The organism is Afipia massiliensis (genome assembly GCF_001006325.2).
GTDB lineage: Bacteria > Pseudomonadota > Alphaproteobacteria > Rhizobiales > Xanthobacteraceae > Afipia > Afipia massiliensis_A.
This window is the reverse complement of record NZ_LBIA02000001.1, coordinates 1,849,810-1,868,502: the sequence shown is the minus strand read 5'-3', so window position 1 is coordinate 1,868,502 and position 18,693 is coordinate 1,849,810. Positions and strand designations below refer to the sequence as shown.

The 18,693-nt window shown below is 63.2% G+C and carries 15 protein-coding genes; 10 read left to right on the top strand and 5 right to left on the bottom strand.

Features of this window, described 5'->3' with window-relative positions:
- The first annotated feature begins 170 nt into the window (after nucleotides 1-170).
- A complete protein-coding gene (locus tag YH63_RS08825; RefSeq protein WP_046827924.1) occupies nucleotides 171-1,652 on the top strand; it encodes a L,D-transpeptidase family protein in 1,482 nt (493 codons plus the stop codon).
- Nucleotides 1,653-1,883: 231 nt separating this feature from the next.
- Here YH63_RS08825 and secA read toward each other — a convergent pair whose 3' ends face one another.
- Nucleotides 1,884-4,718, bottom strand: coding sequence for a preprotein translocase subunit SecA (secA, locus tag YH63_RS08820; RefSeq protein WP_046827926.1), 2,835 nt, complete (start codon nucleotides 4,716-4,718; stop codon nucleotides 1,884-1,886).
- A gap of 390 nt (nucleotides 4,719-5,108) precedes the next feature.
- Here secA and YH63_RS08815 point away from each other — a divergent pair, with 390 nt between their 5' ends.
- The 3 genes from YH63_RS08815 (at nucleotide 5,109) to YH63_RS08805 (ending at nucleotide 7,871) form a co-directional block, all read left to right on the top strand.
- Nucleotides 5,109-6,068, top strand: a complete 960-nt coding sequence (locus YH63_RS08815; RefSeq protein ID WP_083992597.1) for a peptidylprolyl isomerase — start codon at nucleotides 5,109-5,111, stop codon at nucleotides 6,066-6,068.
- Between the two features lie 160 nt (nucleotides 6,069-6,228).
- The gene (gene argJ / locus YH63_RS08810) at nucleotides 6,229-7,470 is read left to right on the top strand and encodes a bifunctional glutamate N-acetyltransferase/amino-acid acetyltransferase ArgJ (protein WP_046827928.1); all 1,242 of its coding nucleotides are present in this window, start codon (nucleotides 6,229-6,231) and stop codon (nucleotides 7,468-7,470) included.
- Nucleotides 7,467-7,871: a (deoxy)nucleoside triphosphate pyrophosphohydrolase gene (locus YH63_RS08805; protein WP_046827929.1), complete on the top strand. Its 405-nt coding sequence runs from the start codon at nucleotides 7,467-7,469 to the stop codon at nucleotides 7,869-7,871. Before argJ ends, YH63_RS08805 begins: the two co-directional genes overlap by 4 nt.
- A 913-nt stretch (nucleotides 7,872-8,784) precedes the next feature.
- Here the strand turns inward: YH63_RS08805 and YH63_RS08795 are convergent.
- On the bottom strand, nucleotides 8,785-9,645 hold the full coding sequence (locus YH63_RS08795; protein WP_046827931.1) for a methyltransferase domain-containing protein: 861 nt from the start codon (nucleotides 9,643-9,645) through the stop codon (nucleotides 8,785-8,787).
- A 305-nt stretch (nucleotides 9,646-9,950) separates the two neighbouring features.
- Between YH63_RS08795 and YH63_RS08790 the strand changes: the two genes are divergently transcribed.
- The 4 genes from YH63_RS08790 to YH63_RS08775 are packed head-to-tail and all read left to right on the top strand — an operon-like array spanning nucleotide 9,951 to nucleotide 12,463.
- The gene (locus tag YH63_RS08790) at nucleotides 9,951-10,784 is read left to right on the top strand and encodes a ComF family protein (RefSeq protein ID WP_046827932.1); all 834 of its coding nucleotides are present in this window, start codon (nucleotides 9,951-9,953) and stop codon (nucleotides 10,782-10,784) included.
- 52 nt (nucleotides 10,785-10,836) lie between these two features.
- A complete protein-coding gene (gene grxC / locus YH63_RS08785) occupies nucleotides 10,837-11,112 on the top strand; it encodes a glutaredoxin 3 (protein WP_046827933.1) in 276 nt (91 codons plus the stop codon).
- Nucleotides 11,109-11,999, top strand: coding sequence for a carbon-nitrogen hydrolase family protein (locus tag YH63_RS08780; protein WP_046827934.1), 891 nt, complete (start codon nucleotides 11,109-11,111; stop codon nucleotides 11,997-11,999). The genes grxC and YH63_RS08780 overlap by 4 nt, the downstream gene beginning before the upstream one ends.
- Nucleotides 11,996-12,463, top strand: coding sequence for a DUF1178 family protein (locus tag YH63_RS08775; RefSeq protein ID WP_046827935.1), 468 nt, complete (start codon nucleotides 11,996-11,998; stop codon nucleotides 12,461-12,463). The genes YH63_RS08780 and YH63_RS08775 overlap by 4 nt, the downstream gene beginning before the upstream one ends.
- Here YH63_RS08775 and YH63_RS08770 read toward each other — a convergent pair.
- The 3 genes from YH63_RS08770 to YH63_RS08760 form a co-directional block, all read right to left on the bottom strand.
- Nucleotides 12,460-13,359 (bottom strand): DMT family transporter, encoded by a 900-nt coding sequence (locus tag YH63_RS08770; RefSeq protein ID WP_046827936.1) that lies wholly within the window; start codon nucleotides 13,357-13,359, stop codon nucleotides 12,460-12,462. The genes YH63_RS08775 and YH63_RS08770 overlap by 4 nt on opposite strands.
- Before the next feature lie 102 nt (nucleotides 13,360-13,461).
- Nucleotides 13,462-14,211 (bottom strand): bifunctional 2-polyprenyl-6-hydroxyphenol methylase/3-demethylubiquinol 3-O-methyltransferase UbiG, encoded by a 750-nt coding sequence (ubiG, locus tag YH63_RS08765; RefSeq protein WP_046827937.1) that lies wholly within the window; start codon nucleotides 14,209-14,211, stop codon nucleotides 13,462-13,464.
- 50 nt (nucleotides 14,212-14,261) lie between these two features.
- Complete coding sequence (locus tag YH63_RS08760) at nucleotides 14,262-14,717, bottom strand: PH domain-containing protein (protein ID WP_046829650.1); 456 nt, start codon at nucleotides 14,715-14,717, stop codon at nucleotides 14,262-14,264.
- A 127-nt stretch (nucleotides 14,718-14,844) separates the two neighbouring features.
- Here YH63_RS08760 and YH63_RS08755 point away from each other — a divergent pair, with 127 nt between their 5' ends.
- Together YH63_RS08755 and ptsP are read left to right on the top strand one after the other, a co-directional pair.
- Nucleotides 14,845-16,098 (top strand): aspartate kinase, encoded by a 1,254-nt coding sequence (locus tag YH63_RS08755; RefSeq protein WP_046827938.1) that lies wholly within the window; start codon nucleotides 14,845-14,847, stop codon nucleotides 16,096-16,098.
- 282 nt (nucleotides 16,099-16,380) lie between these two features.
- Nucleotides 16,381-18,648, top strand: coding sequence for a phosphoenolpyruvate--protein phosphotransferase (gene ptsP, locus YH63_RS08750; protein WP_046827939.1), 2,268 nt, complete (start codon nucleotides 16,381-16,383; stop codon nucleotides 18,646-18,648).
- The last annotated feature ends 45 nt before the right edge of the window (nucleotides 18,649-18,693 follow it).

The following is an 18,693-nucleotide window of genomic DNA, read 5'->3' as shown; positions in this document are numbered from 1 at the left end:
ATTGCGCGCCACTTTGTCGGGAGACGATCTGCCACCGGTCTTGAATCTGGTCTTGAATCTGGTCTTGAATCTGGTCTTGGGGTCTCGTCTTCTTGTGGTCTGGTCTTGGGTCTAGCCGGAGTATGGGGATTGCCGATCTGCCGCGGAGCCTTGGCATTGGGAGCCTTGCATTGATCGACCGCACGCATGTACGCGCGCTTGTCACCGCGGCTGCGCTCGCGGCCGGCGTGTTGCTGGCCGGATGCAACGGCGAGCAGCTCTCGCCCAGCTCAAAAGCCAATCGCCCGATCCCCGACAAGCTGCTTGCCGACATCGAAACCAAGAACATGGACAAGGCATCGCCGATGCTTGTGCGCCTGTTCAAGCAGGAAGCCGAACTCGAGGTCTGGAAGCAGACTCGCGACGGCAAGTTCGCGTTGCTCAAGACCTATCCGATCTGCCGCTGGTCGGGAGACCTCGGACCGAAGATCAAGGAAGGCGACCGGCAGGCGCCGGAAGGCTTCTACTCGATCACGCCGGCGCAGATGAATCCGACGTCGTCCTATTTCCTGTCGTTCAACATGGGCTACCCGAACGCCTACGACAAGGCGTGGGGCCGCACCGGCTCGCAACTGATGGTGCACGGCGACTGCTCGTCGCGCGGCTGCTACGCGATGACCGACGAACAGATCACCGAGATTTACGCGCTCGGCCGCGAATCCTTCTTCGGCGGCCAGAACGCCTTTCAGGTCCAGGCCTATCCGTTCCGCATGACGGCGCAGAACATGGCGCGTCATCGCAACAGTCCGCACATGGCGTTCTGGAAAATGATCAAGGAAGGCAACGATCACTTCGAGGTCACCAAGCAGGAGCCGAAGGTCGATTTCTGCGAGAAGAAGTATGTCTTCGACGCGGAAAAGCCGGCAGGTGCGACCCGCCCGCTGGCGTTCAACGCCTCTGCCCAGTGCCCGGCCTATCAGGTCTCCCCCGAAATCGCCGACGCCGTTCAGAACAAGCAGCGTCAGGACGAACTGAAGACCGCGCAACTGGTCTCGCGCGGCACGCCGACCGCGCGTTCGCGCGCCGGCATCGACGGCGGCATGCATCCGGTGTTTGCATCCAAGCTGCCGGAAGGCGAATCCGCGATCGACAAGGATGTGACCGACTACGCCGTTGCGTCCAATCAGCCGGCACCGGGCACCGTGCCCTCGCATGCGACCATTCCAAAGGCGCCGGAAACCGCGCCATCGTTCAGCTTCACCTCGTCCAACAGCGAGCCGATGGTCGCCGTGACCAGCACGACGCCGAGCACTGCGTCCGCCAATGCCAATGCCAGCGCAGGTTCGTCCGAAGGCTTCTTCAGCAAGCTGTCGCGCAGCGTCGGCTTGCGCGGATCGGACCCCGAGCCCGCCGCGGCAAAGCCCGCTGCCGCCCCTGCCAAGTCGAAGGCGAAATCACCCGAGCCGACGAAGACAGCCAAAAGCGCACCGCCGCGCGTCATCCCGCTTGAGCGTCCGCAGCAGGCGCAGACCCAGCCGCAAGCCAAGCCTGCGTCCCCGGCCCCCGCAGCCACGACCGCGGCAGCCGCTCCGGCAGCGCAATCGTCGCTGGCAGGCGCCCAGCCGGCAGTGCAGGCCAACTCCTTCGACAGCCGCTGGTCGACGGTCCGCTGAATGTGATGAGTTCAAGCTCGATGCCCAGCTTTGCCGTCATTGCGAGCGAAGCGAAGCAATCCAGCCTTGCCTTGCTGCGATAAAGAAAACTGGATTGCTTCGTCGCTAACGCTCCTCGCAATGACGGCGCAGGCAGATTGCATCACGAACCAAAACTCAAACGATCTCATCTCAAACAAAAACGCCGGTCTTTCGACCGGCGGTTTGGTTTTTTGAAAAGCGCGAAGCCACTCAGGCATACTTGCCGTGGCAATGCTTGAACTTCTTGCCGGAGCCGCACGGGCAATCCTCGTTGCGGCCGATCTTGCCCCAAGTCGCGGGATTTTGCGGATCGCGCTGGGCAGCGGGGATCGGCGCAAGCGCGGCCTGCGCGAACGCCATATCGTCCTCGCCGGTGTTCGGATTGAGCTTGTGCACTTCCATCTGCGGCAGCTCAGGCTGCTCGTCCGGCGGCACGATTTCGACCCGCACCAGCTGAGCCGTCACCGCCTCGCGCAGGTGCGCGATCAGGCTTTCGAACAGATTGAACGCCTCGGACTTGTACTCCTGCAGCGGATCGCGCTGGCCGTAGCCGCGCAGGCCGATCACCTGACGCAGGTGGTCCAGCATCACCAGGTGTTCGCGCCACAGATGATCCAGCGTCTGCAGCAGCACCGACTTTTCGACATAGCGCATCACGTCCGGCCCGAACTGGGCAGTCTTCGCCGCCATCAGCTCATCGACGCGTTTCTCGATGCGCGCCAGCATCTCCTCGTCGGCGATGCCTTCTTCCTTGGCCCATTCATCGACCGGAAGATCGAGATCGAGGACGCGCTTCAACTCGTCCTTGAGCCCGGCGACGTCCCACTGCTCGGCATAGGCGTGCTCGGGCACATGCTTGGCGACGAGATCATCGACCAGCGCGTGGCGCATGTCGGAGACGGTCTCGGCGACGTTCTGGTCGCGCATCAGGTCGACGCGCTGGTCGAAGATCGCCTTGCGCTGATCGTTCTGCACGTCATCGAACTTGAGCAGATTCTTGCGGATGTCGAAGTTGCGCGCCTCGACCTTCTGCTGCGCCTTCTCGAGCGCCTTGTTGATCCACGGATGGATGATCGCCTCGCCTTCCTTGAGGCCAAGGCGGGTCAGCATGGTGTCGAGCCGGTCCGACCCGAAGATGCGCATCAGGTCGTCTTCGAGCGACAGATAGAATTTGGTACGGCCGGGATCGCCCTGTCGGCCGGCGCGGCCACGGAGCTGGTTGTCGATGCGCCGGGATTCATGGCGTTCCGAACCGATGATGTAGAGCCCGCCGGGCTTGGTGATGGTCTTGGCCGGCTTTGAGCCCTTGGCGGGTTCGATCTCGATCACTTCCTCGGACTTCAGCACCATCTCGCGGAAGCGCTCGATGTCGGCCTTGATCTGCTCGATCTTCGCCTTCTTCTCCGTTTCATCGGTGATGTCGGCGGTCTCGATCTGGCTGCGCATTTCCAGCGAGCCGCCGAGTTTGATGTCGGTGCCACGGCCGGCCATGTTGGTGGCGATGGTGATCGCGCCCGGCACGCCGGCTTCGGCGACGATGTAGGCTTCCTGCTCGTGGAAACGTGCGTTCAGCACCGCGAACAGCTTGGCGGGCTTGCCCGCGCGCGCAGCGGCGTAGAGCTTTTCCAGCGCCTTCGGATTGCCGAAGTCGATCTGCTTGTAGCCGTTCTTGGCGAGATACTCGCCCAGCACTTCCGACTTCTCGATCGAGGCGGTGCCGACCAGCACCGGCTGCATGCGCTTATTGGCCAGTTCGATCTCGGCCAGAATGGCGCGATGCTTTTCCTCGGCCGTGCGATAGACCTCGTCGTCCTCGTCGAGACGCGCGATCGGCACGTTGGTCGGAACTTCGATGACCTCGAGCTTGTAGATGTCGAACAGTTCGTCCGCTTCGGTCGCCGCCGTACCGGTCATGCCGGCGAGCTTGTCGTACATGCGGAAATAGTTCTGGAACGTGATCGACGCCAGCGTCTGGTTTTCCGGCTGGACCGGCTGATGCTCCTTGGCTTCCAGCGCCTGATGCAGGCCTTCCGAATAGCGGCGGCCCGGCATCATGCGGCCGGTGAATTCGTCGATGATGACCACTTCGCCGTCGCGGACGATGTAGTCCTTGTCGCGCTGGAACAGCGAGTGCGCGCGCAGCGCCTGATTGATGTGATGGACGACCGAGACGTTCTCGACATCGTAGAGCGAGTCGCCCTTGAGCTGACCGGCTTCCTGCAGCAGGTTCTCGATCTTCTCCATGCCGGCTTCGGTCAGCGTCACCGTGCGCTGCTTCTCGTCGATCTCGAAGTCCGTTTTCTTCTCGAGCTTCGGAATGTAGGTGTCGATGGTGTTGTAGAATTCTGAGCGGTCGTCGAGCGGGCCAGAAATGATCAGCGGCGTGCGCGCTTCGTCGATCAAAATCGAATCGACCTCGTCGACGATGGCGAAGAAGTGCCCGCGCTGGACCATGTCCTCGAGCCGGTACTTCATGTTGTCGCGCAGATAGTCGAAGCCGTATTCGTTGTTGGTGCCGTAGGTGATGTCGCAGGCATAGGCCGCCTGACGCTCGACATCGTCCAGGCCGTGGACGATCACACCCGTGGTCATGCCGAGGAACGAATAGATCTGTCCCATCCAGCTGGAGTCGCGCTTGGCGAGGTAGTCGTTGACGGTCACGACGTGGACGCCGTTGCCGGCCAGCGCGTTGAGATAGACCGGAAGGGTGGCAACCAGCGTCTTGCCTTCGCCGGTTTTCATTTCGGCGATGTCGCCTTCGTGCAGCACCATGCCGCCGACCAGCTGCACATCGAAATGGCGCTGGCCGAGGGTGCGCTTGGCGGCCTCGCGAACCGTGGCGAAGGCGGGCACCAGAATGTCGTCGAGGGTCTTGCCTTCGGAGAGCTGCTTGCGGAACTCGGCGGTGCGCGCCTTCAGCGCCTCGTCGGACAGGGCGGCGATCTCGGGTTCCAGCGCGTTAATCGCGTCGACGCGGGCTTGGTATCCCTTGATCCGCCGGTCGTTTGCGGAGCCGAAAAACTTGCGGGCGAGCGCGCCGAGCATGAAAAATTCCTGTCTTGCAGTTTGGCATTGCGGCCGCGATCACCGCAGCCCAAGAACCTTATGAGACCCGTATCAGGCGTATCTCCGGAATTGCGTGCGGGGACAAACCCTTGCGCCAGTCCTTGGGAGTGAGTGCGGGAAGCGAATTCTAAAGGTTCACCCGCTGGGCCGCGGCAAAGCCCCGCGGCAGCCAGGCGCGCCTGCGGGCAGAGATATGGGCCGTCCAAAGCCTTGTCAACGCGCGAACCTCTCAAGGATTTCATGATTTTGACGGCTTTTTCGCGTTGCTTCCGGGCGGAGGTTGGGCGAGTGTCCCGCCTCCCGAACCGCTCAGTGATCCGATATCCGCCGGATACGGGACACCAGACTTTGACCTAAAAAGGATTTTCCATGACCGTTTCTCCAAACCGCACGGCCCCTCTTCGCGGACTGGGCGTGCGACCTGGACTGGGACTCGGACTGAGATTTGGACTTATGACGACCGCCGCGGCAGCTTGTCTCACGGTTGTGATGGCAATCGGCCAGCCGCTTCACGCGCAGGATGCGAATCCGGTGATCGCAAAGGTTAACGGCGCCGAAATCCGCCAGAGTGACCTGACCGTGGCCGAAGAAGAGCTGGGACCCAGCCTCCAGCAGATGGATCCATCGACCCGCCGCGAGAATCTGATCGCGTTCCTGATCGATATGAAGATCGTCGCCAAGGCCGCCGAAGCCAAGAAGGTCGGCGACACGCCGGACTTCAAACAGAAGATGAGCTTCGCCCGCGACCGCCTCCTGATGGACAGCCTGCTCGCGACCGAGGGCAAGGCCGCGATCACCGACGACGCCATGAAGAAGGTCTATGAGGACGCGACCAAGCAGGTGTCGGGCGAAAAGGAAGTTCGCGCCCGGCACATCCTCGTTCCCACCGAGGAAGAGGCAAAGGCGATCAAGGCCGAGCTCGAAAAGGGCGCGGACTTCGCCAAGGTCGCAAAGGAAAAGTCGAAAGATCCGGGCGCGGCCGATGGCGGCGATCTCGGCTTCTTCACCAAGGAACAGATGGTCCCGGAATTCTCGGCCGTGGCCTTCGCGCTCGAACCGGGGAAACTCTCGGACCCCGTGAAGTCGCAGTTCGGCTGGCACGTCATCAAGGTCGAGGAAAAGCGCGACCGCAAGCCGCCGGACTTCGAGCAGGTGAAGGGCCAGATCTCGACCTTCGTGGTGCGCAAGGCGCAGGCCGATTACGTCACCAAGCTGCGGACCGAAGCCAAGGTCGAGCGCCTCGACAAGCCGGCAGACCCGGCTGCTCCGGCAGCAACGCCGGACGCAAAGGCCGCCCCGGCAGCCAAGGCGCCGCCAGCGAAGAAGTAAATCGACTTCGCAAACAGACTTCAGTAGTTTGACGTCATGCCCGGGCTTGTCCCGGGCATCTACGTCTTAGGGCCTTCATCGACAAGGAAGTAAGACGTGGATGGCCGGAATAAATCCGGCCATGACGACTGACAATCCTCGATCCAAGGCACCCGATCCCATGTCCACCGCCGTCTCCCCGCTCGCCCCCACCAACGTCCCCGAGATGCCGAACATTGACGGCGTTCGCCTTGCGACGGCGGCCGCCGGCATCCGCTACAAGAACCGCACCGATGTGCTGCTGGCGCTGTTCGACAAGGGCACCACGGTTGCGGGCGTCTTCACCAAATCGAAATGCCCGAGCGCAGCGGTGGACTGGTGCCGCGCCAAGCTGAAGGGCGGCGAGGCGCGCGCCCTTGTGGTCAATTCCGGCAACGCCAATGCCTTCACCGGGAAAACAGGCAAGCAGGCGACGACGCTGACCGCCTCGATCGCCGCCAAGGCCGCTGACACCACCGCAGCAAAAATCTTTCTGGCGTCCACCGGCGTAATCGGCGAGCCGCTCGACGGGACCAAGTTCAACGGCGTGCTCGACGATCTCGCAAAGGCCGCGGTGCCCGAGGGATGGGACGACGCCGCGCGCGCGATCATGACCACCGATACCTTTCCGAAGGTCGCGACCGCCACCGTCAAGCTCGGCAAGACCAGGGTCACCATCAACGGCATGGCCAAGGGCGCCGGCATGATCGCGCCGGACATGGCGACGATGCTGGCGTTCGTGTTCACCGACGCGCCGCTGTCGGCGGCGGTGCTGCAATCGCTGCTCAAAACGGGGGTCGAGGACACGTTCAACGCCGTGACCATCGACGGTGACACCTCGACCTCGGACACGCTGCTGGCGTTCGCCACCGGGGCGGCAGCCGCCCGCGGCGCACCGGCGATCAAGCGCGCCAGCGATCCGCAGTTGAAGGCTTTCACCAAGGCGTTTCACGCCGTGCTGGCCGATCTGGCCGAACAGGTCGCCCGCGACGGCGAAGGCGCGCGCAAGCTGGTCGAAGTCGTGGTCGAAGGCGCGACCTCGAAAACGTCCGCACGGAAAATCGCGATGTCGATCGCCAATTCGCCGCTGGTGAAAACCGCGATCGCAGGCGAGGACGCCAACTGGGGCCGCGTGGTGATGGCGGTCGGCAAGGCGGGCGAGCCCGCCAACCGCGACAAGCTCTCGATCGCGTTCAACGGCATTCGCGTCGCCAGCAAGGGCGCGCGCGATCCGTCCTATGACGAGAAGGAAGTCTCCGCGCTGATGAAGCAGCCGAAAATCCAGATCAAGGTCGGGCTTGGTCTTGGCAAAGGCCGCGACCGCGTGCTGACCTGCGACCTCACCAAGGAATATGTCGCGATCAACGGCGACTATCGCTCGTGATCAAGCTCACCCTCGTCGTCGCCTGCGCGCTGATCGATGCGGACAACCGCGTCCTGATCGCGCAGCGGCCCGAAGGCAAGACGCTCGCGGGGCTGTGGGAATTTCCCGGCGGCAAGCTGGAGCCCGGCGAGCGGCCCGAACCGGCATTGATCCGCGAACTGCACGAAGAGCTGGGCATCACGGTGGAAGAGCCGTGTTTGGCGCCGCTGACCTTCACCAGCCACGGCTATGACAGCTTTCATCTGCTGATGCCGCTCTACATTTGCAGGAAGTGGCAAGGCACCGTCACGCCGCACGAGGGCCAGCAACTCGCATGGGTGCGCGCCAACAAGCTGCGCGATTATCCGATGCCGCCTGCGGACATTCCGCTGATCGCGCATCTGACGGATCTGCTGTTGTAGTGTGACGGCGATCCCGTCATTGCGAGCGAAGCGAAGCAATCCAGCCGGCACAATGCAGTTATTGCTCGTCATTCCGGGATGCGCCCTTGGCGCAGGTCCGGAATCCATGCTGCGAGGGACTCAATAATCTTGTGATGGATTCCGGGCTCGCGCGAAGACGCGCGCCCCGGAATGACGGCGGATAGCTCATCCGGGCTACGGCTCCTGCAACATTTCGTGATGGGGATAGCAATCCCCGCACTCTGAAGCTCTCTTATGTTCGGCGTGTCCTGTTCGCGAGGGGCGCTTCTCGAGGGCGCTTTGAAGCGGAACAGGATGCGGCGCCTGCGCGCGTGTTTCGCACACACGTCGTCCGGGAGGCTGGGGTCACCGTCCGGGCCAACTACGTGGCTCTGCCGTTCGCGGCTGGACGAGGCGAGGATGAAGGCGGCGAAAGCCGGCCGGATCAGGGGTCGATACGCTCCCCCGTCCCCACCCGGAAGTACGGTCCCCTCGCCAAAAATCGCCGCAATGGAGCGCCGCAAGGCGATGCGCTTCCGGACACATCATCGCCTCGCAAGCGATGCCGGAAGCGAAACAAGACAAGGTGCGCCTCGCGGCGCTCCATGCCCCTCATCGTTGAAGGGGCAGAACTCAAAGCGCACCTCGCGCGTGGCGCGAGAACGATGATGCGTGGCTGAACGCAAGTGGCTGTTTGACAACTGAATCTGGAAAATAATGCGAGATGCTCATCACACCCACGATGTCGTCCCCGCGAAAGCGGGGACCCATAACCACCGAACGTTGTGGTGACAAAGAGCCGGACGAACATCAGCGCAAGATCGATAACTCAGGGCGTATGGGTCCCCGCTTTCGCGGGGACGACCGGAGAGAGACCGGGACGACGTGGAGGGAGATCGCGCACGGCCAGGCATCACGTTTTCGGCTCCCGCGCCTTGTTCACCGCGTCCGCCAGCGACATTTTCGCCGAACCGGGCTTCAGCGGCTTCTGCTGGCTTTCGTGCGGCGCCCATCCCGACAGCCAGACGATATCGAACGTCGCGCGGATGCGCCCGTCCGGATCGGAAAAGCGCTCAGCATAGACCTGCGCCATCTTGAGAAACGTGGCGCGGCGCGACGGCGTGCGGCGGCGTTCGTTCAGGATATTGGTCGCGCCCATCCGCCGCAGATCCTGCATCAGCGCGAACGCGTTGTCGTAACGCACGACGATGCGATCCACATCGGTCACCGGCAACGCGAAGCCCGCACGTTGCAGCAGCGCGCCGAGATCACGCAGGTCCGCGAACGGCGCCACCCGCGGCGACACGCCGCCTTCAACCTCGGATTCCGCCGCAGCAAACGACTGCCGCAGTTCGGTCAGCGTTTCACCGCCGATCATCGCCGCGAGAAACAACCCGTCCGGCTTCAGGGCGCGGCGGATTTGCGCGAGAACTCCCGGCAGGTCATTGACGAACTGCAGCGCCAGTGCGGAGACCGCAAGATCGATGGAGGCCGGTATCAGCGCTAACGGCTCGCTATCGGAAATCGGCAACGCCACCGCATGCAATTGTCCGACGCTTCCCATGAGCGCGGCGCGCACCTGATCTCCCGGCGTGCCGAGATCGATGCCTGCTGAAAACTCACGAAGCACGGCCTGTTGCCGTTCCGCCATGTCCTCCGCCACGCGATCGAGCAGGAAGGACGCAGAGCCCTGCCGCAACGCGCGGCTCTGCCGGGCACGCAATACAGCGCGATCAAACAGGCGGGGCGGCGTATCGGTCGGGGACGAGGTCATGGCCGTAGGTACGCCCTCAAAGACTGGTCTGGCAATTCCTTAAGCACACCCGCTTGAGTCCGGCGGATGCCTAGAGAGTGATCCCCTTCAATTGAACCGCTTGCTTCGCCGCACGTGCGATTGAACTCCCTCTCCCGTGGGGAGAGGGCTGGGGTGAGGGCGTAGAATCTATCGTGAGAGCGTACCCCTCACCCGGATCGCAAGAGCGATCCGACCTCTCCCCACGGGAGAGGTCAACAAAAACTCACCGCTCCCCGCTTCAATATTCGTGAATTTGACTCTAGTCTTCCGGGACAAGGAAAAATATGTCGGGGCTCGATCAGGCATCGTCACATCCTTCAGGCCGGTTGCGCAGCCGGTTGCGTCAACCGTTTTTTGGCGCGCTCCGGGCCTGCAGCTCCGCCCTCGCCTCGCTGCCGCGCCTTGCCCTCGACATCGCCTTGCCGACGCTTTGCGTCTCCTGCCGCGAGCCGGTCGCCGGTGAAGGCGTCTGTGCGACATGCTGGGCGAAACTGTCGTTCATCGCGCCGCCGTTCTGCGCGCGGCTGGGCATTCCCTTCGTCTACGATCCGGGACCGGGTCTGTTGTCGATGCAGGCCATCGCCGATCCGCCAGCCTATCAGCGCGCCCGCGCCGCCGTCCGTTACGACGAGGTGGCGCGCACCATGGTCCATGCGCTGAAGTATCAGGACCGCAGCGATCTCGCGCCCACCATGGGCCGCTGGATGGTCCGTGCCGGTCAGGAACTTCTCGGCGAGGCTGATGCGCTGATACCGGTACCGCTGCACTGGCGGCGCGGCTGGAGTCGCCGCTACAACCAGTCCGGCGCGCTGGCGAGTGTGATGGGCAAATCCGCGAATCTGCCGGTGATCGGCAACGCCCTTCATCGCGTGCGGCCGACACTGCAACAGGTCGGTCTCTCCAGAGCGGATCGGGCGCTCAATGTGCAGGGCGCGTTCAAGGTCCCGCCGGAGAACAAATCCATCGTGCAGGGCCGCCGGATCGTGCTGATTGACGACGTTTTGACCTCCGGCGCGACAGTTGACGCCTGCGCACGCGCATTGTTGCGGGCCAGGGCTGCGTCGGTGGATGTGCTGGTGTTCTCGCGGGTTGTGGACACACTTCAGGCCCCCATATAATTTAGGTTCTTCCCCGTTCGTTTTGGGTTCTTCCCATTCGTAAAGGCAAGTCATGGCTGCACATATCGAGATCTACACCCGTCCCGGATGCGGCTACTGCAGCGCTGCCAAATCGCTGCTGACGCGCAAGAGCGCGGCCTTTACCGAATTCGATGTCGCGGTCGATCCGAACTGGCGCGCGGAGATGGTTCAGCGTTCGAAGGGCGGCGCGACGTTTCCGCAAATCTTCATCGACAAGACGCACGTCGGCGGCTGCGACGATCTCTACGCGCTCGATCGCGAAGGCAGGCTCGACGGCCTGCTCGCCGGTCAGAAGGTCTCGTCATGACAGCCAGCATTGAAACCGGCGCTCCCTTCACCGCAGCGATGGTGCAGATGCGCACCGCCATGCTGCCGGAAACGAGTCTCGCCCAGGGCATCGCGCTGATCCGCGAGGCGAAGGACAATGGCGCGAACTACGTCCAGACGCCCGAGGTCTCCAACATAATTCAGCAGAACCGCAAGGCGCTGTTTGAGTTGCTCGCGAGTGAAGAAGACGACCGTTCGCTCAAGGCCTATCGCGAGCTGGCGCGCGAGCTGAAAATCTACCTGCACATCGGTTCGCTCGCGGTGCGCGCCAATCCCGAGCGCGCGGCCAATCGTTCGTTCCTGATTGCGCCGGACGGCAACATTCTTGCCAGCTACGACAAGATCCACATGTTCGACATCGAACTCGACGGCGGCGAGAGCTACCGCGAGTCCGCCAACTATCAGCCGGGCGAAACCGCCGTCATCTCCGATCTGCCGTGGGGCCGCATTGGACTGACGATCTGCTACGACGTGCGCTTTCCAGCGCTCTATCGTGCGCTCGCCGAAGCCGGCGCGTCGTTCATCACGGTGCCGTCCGCGTTCACGGTCAGGACCGGCGAGGCCCACTGGAGCACGCTCTTGCGTGCCCGCGCCATCGAGAACGGCTGCTTCATCTTCGCGGCCGCGCAGGCCGGCAAGCACGAAAGCGGCCGCGAGACCTACGGCCATTCGCTGATCGTCGATCCATGGGGCGAAATCCTCGCCGAAGGCGGCGTCGAGCCCGGCGTGGTGCTGGCGAAGATCGATCCGGCGAAAGTCCTGGCGGTCCGCAAAAGTATTCCCTCCCTGCAGCATGGCCGCCGCTTCGGCCTCTCCGACCCGAAGGCCGGACCGGAGCATCTGCATCTCGTGCGGGGATCAGTATGATCCGCTATGCGCTGCGTTGCGACCACGGCCACGCGTTCGAGAGCTGGTTCCAGAGTTCTGCGGCTTACGACAGCCAGCACAAGCGCGGGCTCGTCGCCTGTCCGGCCTGCGACTCCACCAAGGTCGAAAAAGCGATCATGGCGCCGCGCATCGCGCGCAAGGGCAAATCCAGATCGGCACCGGAGCCCGTGGCCGCCCCCGCCGAGGATTCAGCATCGACATCGCTGGTGATGGCGCCGCAGGAGCGCGAGCTTCTTTCAAAGCTGAAAGAACTACGCGACCACGTGCTCAAGAACGCGGACAATGTCGGCAACAAGTTTCCGGATGAAGCCCGCAAGATGCACTACGGCGACATCGAGCATCGCGCGATCTACGGCGAGGCAACCACCGAAGAGGCCCGCGCGCTGATCGACGAAGGCGTTGAGGTGGCCCCGCTGCCGATTCTGCCCGGCGACAGGAACTAGCCCGCCACCAGCATCGCAACGCCGATCAGAATCAGCACGATGCCGGAGATTTCCCGCAGCGATATTGCCTGCTTCATCGAATAGTAAGCCACGCCTTGCGCGAACAGCACCTCGATCAGCGCCAGCGTCCGGACATTCGCCGCAGCAGTGAGCGCGAAGGCGAGAAACCAGAACAATGACGCGAACGATCCGGTGAAGCCCGCGAACATCGAGGGCTTCCAGAGCCGGAAGATCGCCGTCATCGTTCCGGGCGCGCGCACGATCAGCCAGCCCGACAGCACGACGGTCTGCATCAGCAGCGTCGCCACCAGCGTCAGGCTCGCCGCGGTGACGAAACTCACCCCGGTGACATTGAGGATGGCGCCGCGATAGCCGACCGCCGACAATGCAAAGAACGCGGCCGCCACAAGGCCGAGCACCGTGGGCTTCAGATTGCCGAACCCCTTCATGCCGCCGGGCCGCAATGCTGTGATCACTACGCCGACGGTGGCAATCAGAATGGCTGCGACCTTCAGCGCGGTGAGATGGTCCGCGAGAAATACAAAACCAAAGATCGCCGCCTGAATCGCCTCGGTCTTGAGATAGGCCGTCGTCACCACAAACGACCGCTCGTTCATGGCCATCAGCATCAGGGCGGTGGCGAGAATCTGCGCCATGCCGCCGACAACCAGCCACGCCCAGAAGCCGGTCTCGGGCCACAGCAGCCGATCGCCGGTGGCGGCAAGAATCAATCCGAGAAAAATCAGTGAAAACGGAAACCCGAACAGAAAGCGGATATGGGTCGCCCCGAGCGTGCCGAGCTGAGCGGTCAGCCCGCGCTGCATGGCGTTGCGCACGACCTGACCTGCCGCTGCCAGCAGCGTGAAGGGGATCCAGAGCCAAATGAGCTGGGTCATGATGAAGGACGAGGCCAGAGCAGCGGGAGCGCCGCATTCTTTAAGGCCCGGTCAGCAGCCTGCGGTCAACCGGCATGATATCATGCCGGCGTTGCGTATGTCCTAGCTCGCCGCTTCGGCGACCAGCATGTAGTTCACATCCATATCGGAGGAGAGGCTCCAGCGGTCCGCGAGCGGATTGTAGACCACGCCTGCCTGATCGCTGATGGCAAGCTTGTTGCGCTCCAGATGCTGCTTCAGTTCCACCGGCGTGACGAACTTGTCCCACTGATGGGTGCCGCGCGGCAGCCAGCGCAACACGTACTCGGCTCCGACGATCGCCAGCGCGAAGCTCTTCCATGTCCTGTTGATGGTCGATGCGACCATCATGCTGGTCGGCTTGAGCAGCGCGGCGCAGCGGTCGAGGAACATTCCGACATTGGCGACGTGTTCGACCACTTCCATCGCCAGCACGATGTCGAAGCGCTCGCGCGGGTCCATCTCTTCGATGGTGGTGCAGCGATAGTCGATGCTGAGGTGACCCCGCTCGGCATGAAGTTTGGCGACCGCGATGTTGGTGTCCGACGGATCGACGCCGATCACCTGCGCGCCGAGACGCGTCAGCGGCTCGCACAGCAGTCCCGCGCCGCAACCGATATCGAGGATGCGCAATCCCGCCAGACAGTTCAGGCTCTTCGGGTTGCGATCGAACTTGCGGCACGCCGCGTCACGGATATAGGCCAGCCGCAGCGGGTTGATCTTGTGCAGCGGCGCCATCTTGCCCTTCGGGTCCCACCACTGTTCGGACAGTTGCGAGAACCGCGCGACTTCGCCGGGATCGACCGTGGACGCAGATGGAGAATTTGTAGTCATACCGATGGTCTTGTCCGGTTGGCGCCTGTCGGGCCGAAAGAGTTTGCGCGCTAGCGAGCCGTGATGTGGTTGCGGAATTCGACCGGCGCGCCGATCATCTTTATCGTCTTGGTGCCCTCCCCGACACCATTAACGGTGACATCTCCCCACCCAAAAAGCCGGCCCGCAATACTCTGGTTAACATCGACACTTTCGACTTTATCCAAACTCATCTCAAAGGTCTGGCGCTTGATAAAGCCTTCCTTGTGAACCAGCCGCAGCGAGGTTACGTCCGTTTCCGTCGTCCAGCGCTGGAACCAGGCCCGAAACAGCAGAACGCCGCCCAGAAGCGCCAGAAGAGCGCTCACCACCAGCAGCGGCAAGATGACCCCGCCGCCCGAGCCGACCAGACAGGCCCCGGCGACCGCCAGGCAAACCAGACCCGGGACATAGATGATCCCGTGTATCGTGGTGGAATACAGGACCTTCTCGCCCGGCTGCAGGATATCGTCGACATAGCGGCCCATTCTCGTCCTGTGTTGCTTGCTCGCGACCCGATGGGTATGTATAGCCGCCTTTTCGGGGCCGTGCTGCCGTTTTGCGCGGAACTGGCTCCTTACTGACAACAACCGAACCGGGACAGCGCCATCCACCATGGGTCGCCTTGTGATGAAATTCGGCGGCACGTCCGTCGCCAACATCGACCGCATTCGCAACGTCGCGCAGCATGTGAAGCGCGAGGTCGATGCCGGTCATGACGTCGCCGTGGTGGTGTCGGCCATGTCCGGCAAAACCAATGAACTGGTGGCCTGGGCGAGCGAAGCCTCGCCGCTGCACGACGCGCGCGAATACGATGCCATCGTCGCCTCGGGTGAGTTGATCACTGCGGGACTGCTCGCCATCGTGCTGCAGTCGCTCGGCATCCAGGCCCGCTCCTGGCAGGGCTGGCAGATTCCGATCCTGACCAGCGACGCGCATGCGTCCGCGCGCATCACCGGAATCGACGGCGGCGAACTGATCAAGCGATTCAAGGAACGCAAGGAAGTTGCCGTCGTCGCCGGTTTCCAGGGCATCCATCAGCCGACGGGACGCGTGACCACGCTCGGGCGCGGCGGCTCCGACACGTCAGCCGTTGCGATCGCGGCCGCGATCCGGGCCGACCGCTGCGACATCTACACCGACGTCGATGGCGTCTATACGACCGACCCGCGCGTCGTGCCGAAAGCGCGGCGGCTCGAGAAGGTCGCGTTCGAGGAAATGCTGGAAATGGCGTCGCAAGGCGCCAAGGTGCTTCAGGTCCGCTCCGTGGAACTGGGCATGGTTCACAATGTGCCGGTGTTCGTGCGCTCAAGCTTCGACAAGCCGGAAGATATCGACCCCCACGGCACGCCGCCGGGAACGCTGATTTGCAGCGAGGAGGAAATCATGGAGAGCCAAGTCGTCACCGGTATCGCGTTCTCGAAGGACGAAGCCCAGATCTCCGTGCGCCAGATCGACGACAAGCCCGGCGTGGCTGCCGCCATCTTCGGCCCATTGGCCGACGCCAGCATCAACGTCGACATGATCGTGCAGAACGTGTCGGAGGACGGCAAGACCACCGACCTCACCTTCACCGTTCCAGCCTCGGAATACACCCGCGCCAAGGACACCATCGCCAAGGCCAAGGACAAGATCGGCTACAAGGCGATGGATTCGGCTACCGACGTCGCCAAGGTCTCGGTGATCGGCATCGGCATGCGAAGCCATGCCGGCGTCGCCGCACAGGCCTTCAAGGCGCTGTCCGAGCGCAACATCAATATTCGCGCCATCACCACATCCGAGATCAAGTTCTCGCTGCTGATCGACGCGGCCTATACCGAACTGGCTGTCAGAACGCTGCATACGCTTTACGGGCTGGATCAGGCCTAAATTCTTTCTACGCAGTCCGTCGCCGCGGCTTTATGCCGAGGCCATTTTGCTGGACTGCCTCTCATCTTTGGCAGGTGTTTTGCTTGGCAAAACGCGCCTCAATTCGATATAGCCTCAGGACAAGGCACCCGCGCCCGCGCCTCTGGTTCTGGACCGTCAGACACGTCCGGAAGCCGGCCAAGCGGTCCACGCGAGACCTGAAAAGTCGTTATTTTACTGCTAGTTAACGCTATCGCAGCCGGTCGCGGGCCGCGCTGGAATTGCGGGTAAGGATGTCAACGGATGCGGAGCGCGCTGGGAGGCCCCCGCGTCTTGTTGAGACGGCTCCGCGAAGTGATGGCCGAACAGGTCAGCGCTCAGGAGCGGCTCGACAAGATCGTGGTGCTGATCGCCGCCAATATGGTGGCGGAGGTCTGTTCGACCTACGTGCTGCGCGTCGACAACACCCTTGAGCTTTATGCCACCGAAGGTCTGAACCGGGACGCGGTCCACCAGACGGTGCTGAACGCCCATGAGGGCCTTGTCGGCCTCGTTGCCTCCGAGGCGACGCCGCTGAACCTGTCGAACGCGCAGTCGCATCCGGCGTTCTCGTATCGTCCGGAAACCGGCGAAGAAATCTACCATTCGTTCCTCGGCGTGCCGATCCTGCGATCCGGCAACACGCTCGGCGTGCTGGTGGTGCAGAACCGCGCCCACCGCACCTACGTCGAAGAGGAAGTCGAGGCGCTGCAGACCACCGCCATGGTGGTCGCGGAAATGATCGCCTCGGGCGAACTGTCGGCCATCGCCAAGCCCGGCGCGGAGCCCGCTGCACGCCATTCGTTGCACAAGACCGGCGCGATCCTGTCGGACGGTATCGCGCTCGGCCATGTGGTGCTGCACGAACCGCGCGTCGTGATCACCAACTACATCGCCGAAGATCTGCCGAAGGAGCTGAAGCGGCTCGATACCGCGATCCTGAAGCTGCGCGCCGATCTCGACCGGATGCTGGAGCGCGGCGACGTCGCCGAGGGCGGCGAACACCGCGATGTGCTCGAAGCCTATCGCATGTTCGCCAACGACCAGGGCTGGCAGCACAAGTTGCACGAAGCGGTCGCGACCGGCCTCACCGCCGAAGCCGCGGTCGAGCGCGTGCAGTCCGACACCCGCGCCCGCATGCTGCGCTCGACCGATCCCTATCTGCGCGACCGCCTGCACGATCTGGAAGATCTCGGCCATCGCCTGATGCGCCAGCTCGTCGGACAGGATCACGCGCCGTCGCGCGAGCAACTGCCCGACAATGCGATCCTGATCGCGCGCTCGATGGGCCCGGCGGCACTGCTCGACTATGACCGCAAACGGCTGCGCGGACTGGTGCTCGAAGAAGGCACCGCGAACTCGCATGTGTCGATCGTGGCGCGGGCGCTCGGCATTCCGGCGGTGGGCGAAGTACCGAACGCCGCAGGTATCGCCGATCCCGGCGACGCGATCATCGTCGACGGCACCTCGGGCTCGATCTACATCCGCCCGTCGAACGAAATCCAGTCGGCCTATGCCGAACGCGTCCGCTTCCGCGCGCGACGGCAGGAGCAGTATCGCGAGCTGCGCGACAAACCCTGCGTCACCAGGGACGGCCAGCCTATCGACCTGATGATCAACGCCGGTCTCGTGATCGATCTGCCCCACATCGATGACACCGGCTCGTCTGGCATCGGATTGTTCCGGACCGAACTGCAGTTCATGGTCGGGCAAAGCCTGCCGCGCACCAGCGAACAGCTCTCGCTCTATCGCACCGTACTCGACGCGGCCGGCGACAAGCCAGTGACCTTCCGCACGCTGGACATCGGCGGCGACAAGGCGCTGCCGTACATGGACACGATCGTCGAGGAAAATCCGGCGCTGGGCTGGCGCGCGATCCGCCTGGGGCTGGACCGGCCGGGCCTGCTGCGCGGACAAATCCGCGCGCTGCTGCGCGCCGCTTCCGGGCGATATCTGCGCGTGATGTTTCCGATGATCTCGCAGGTCGATGAATTCGATCAGGCCAAGCTCGTGATCGAGCGCGAACTGACCTATCTGCGCCAGCACGGACATACGCTGCCCGAGCGCGTCGATGTCGGCACCATGGTCGAAGTTCCGGCGCTGCTCTATCAGATGGACGAGTTGCTGAAGCGGGTCGACTTCGTGTCGGTCGGCTCGAACGACCTGTTCCAGTTTCTGTTCGCGGTCGATCGCGGTAACTCGCGGGTCACCGATCGCTTCGATACGCTGTCGGCGCCGATCCTGCGCGCCTTGCGCGACATCGCAAGGAAAGCGAATGCCGCCGGCAAATCCGTTTCGCTCTGCGGTGAAATGGCCTCACAACCGCTCGGGGCACTGGCGCTGATCGCGCTCGGCTATCGCTCGCTGTCGCTGTCGGCGACCGCGCACGGTCCGGTGAAGGCGCTGATTCTCGATCTCGATGCCAAGAAGGCCGAAGCGATGATCACCCCGCTGCTGGATGCGCCGGCCGGAAGCGTCTCGATCCGCAGCAAGCTGATGGAATTCGCCGAAGCCGAAGGGCTTTCGTTGTAGCGACGCTTTCCGGACCTTCCGAAACCGCCGCTGAATTCACCTTGA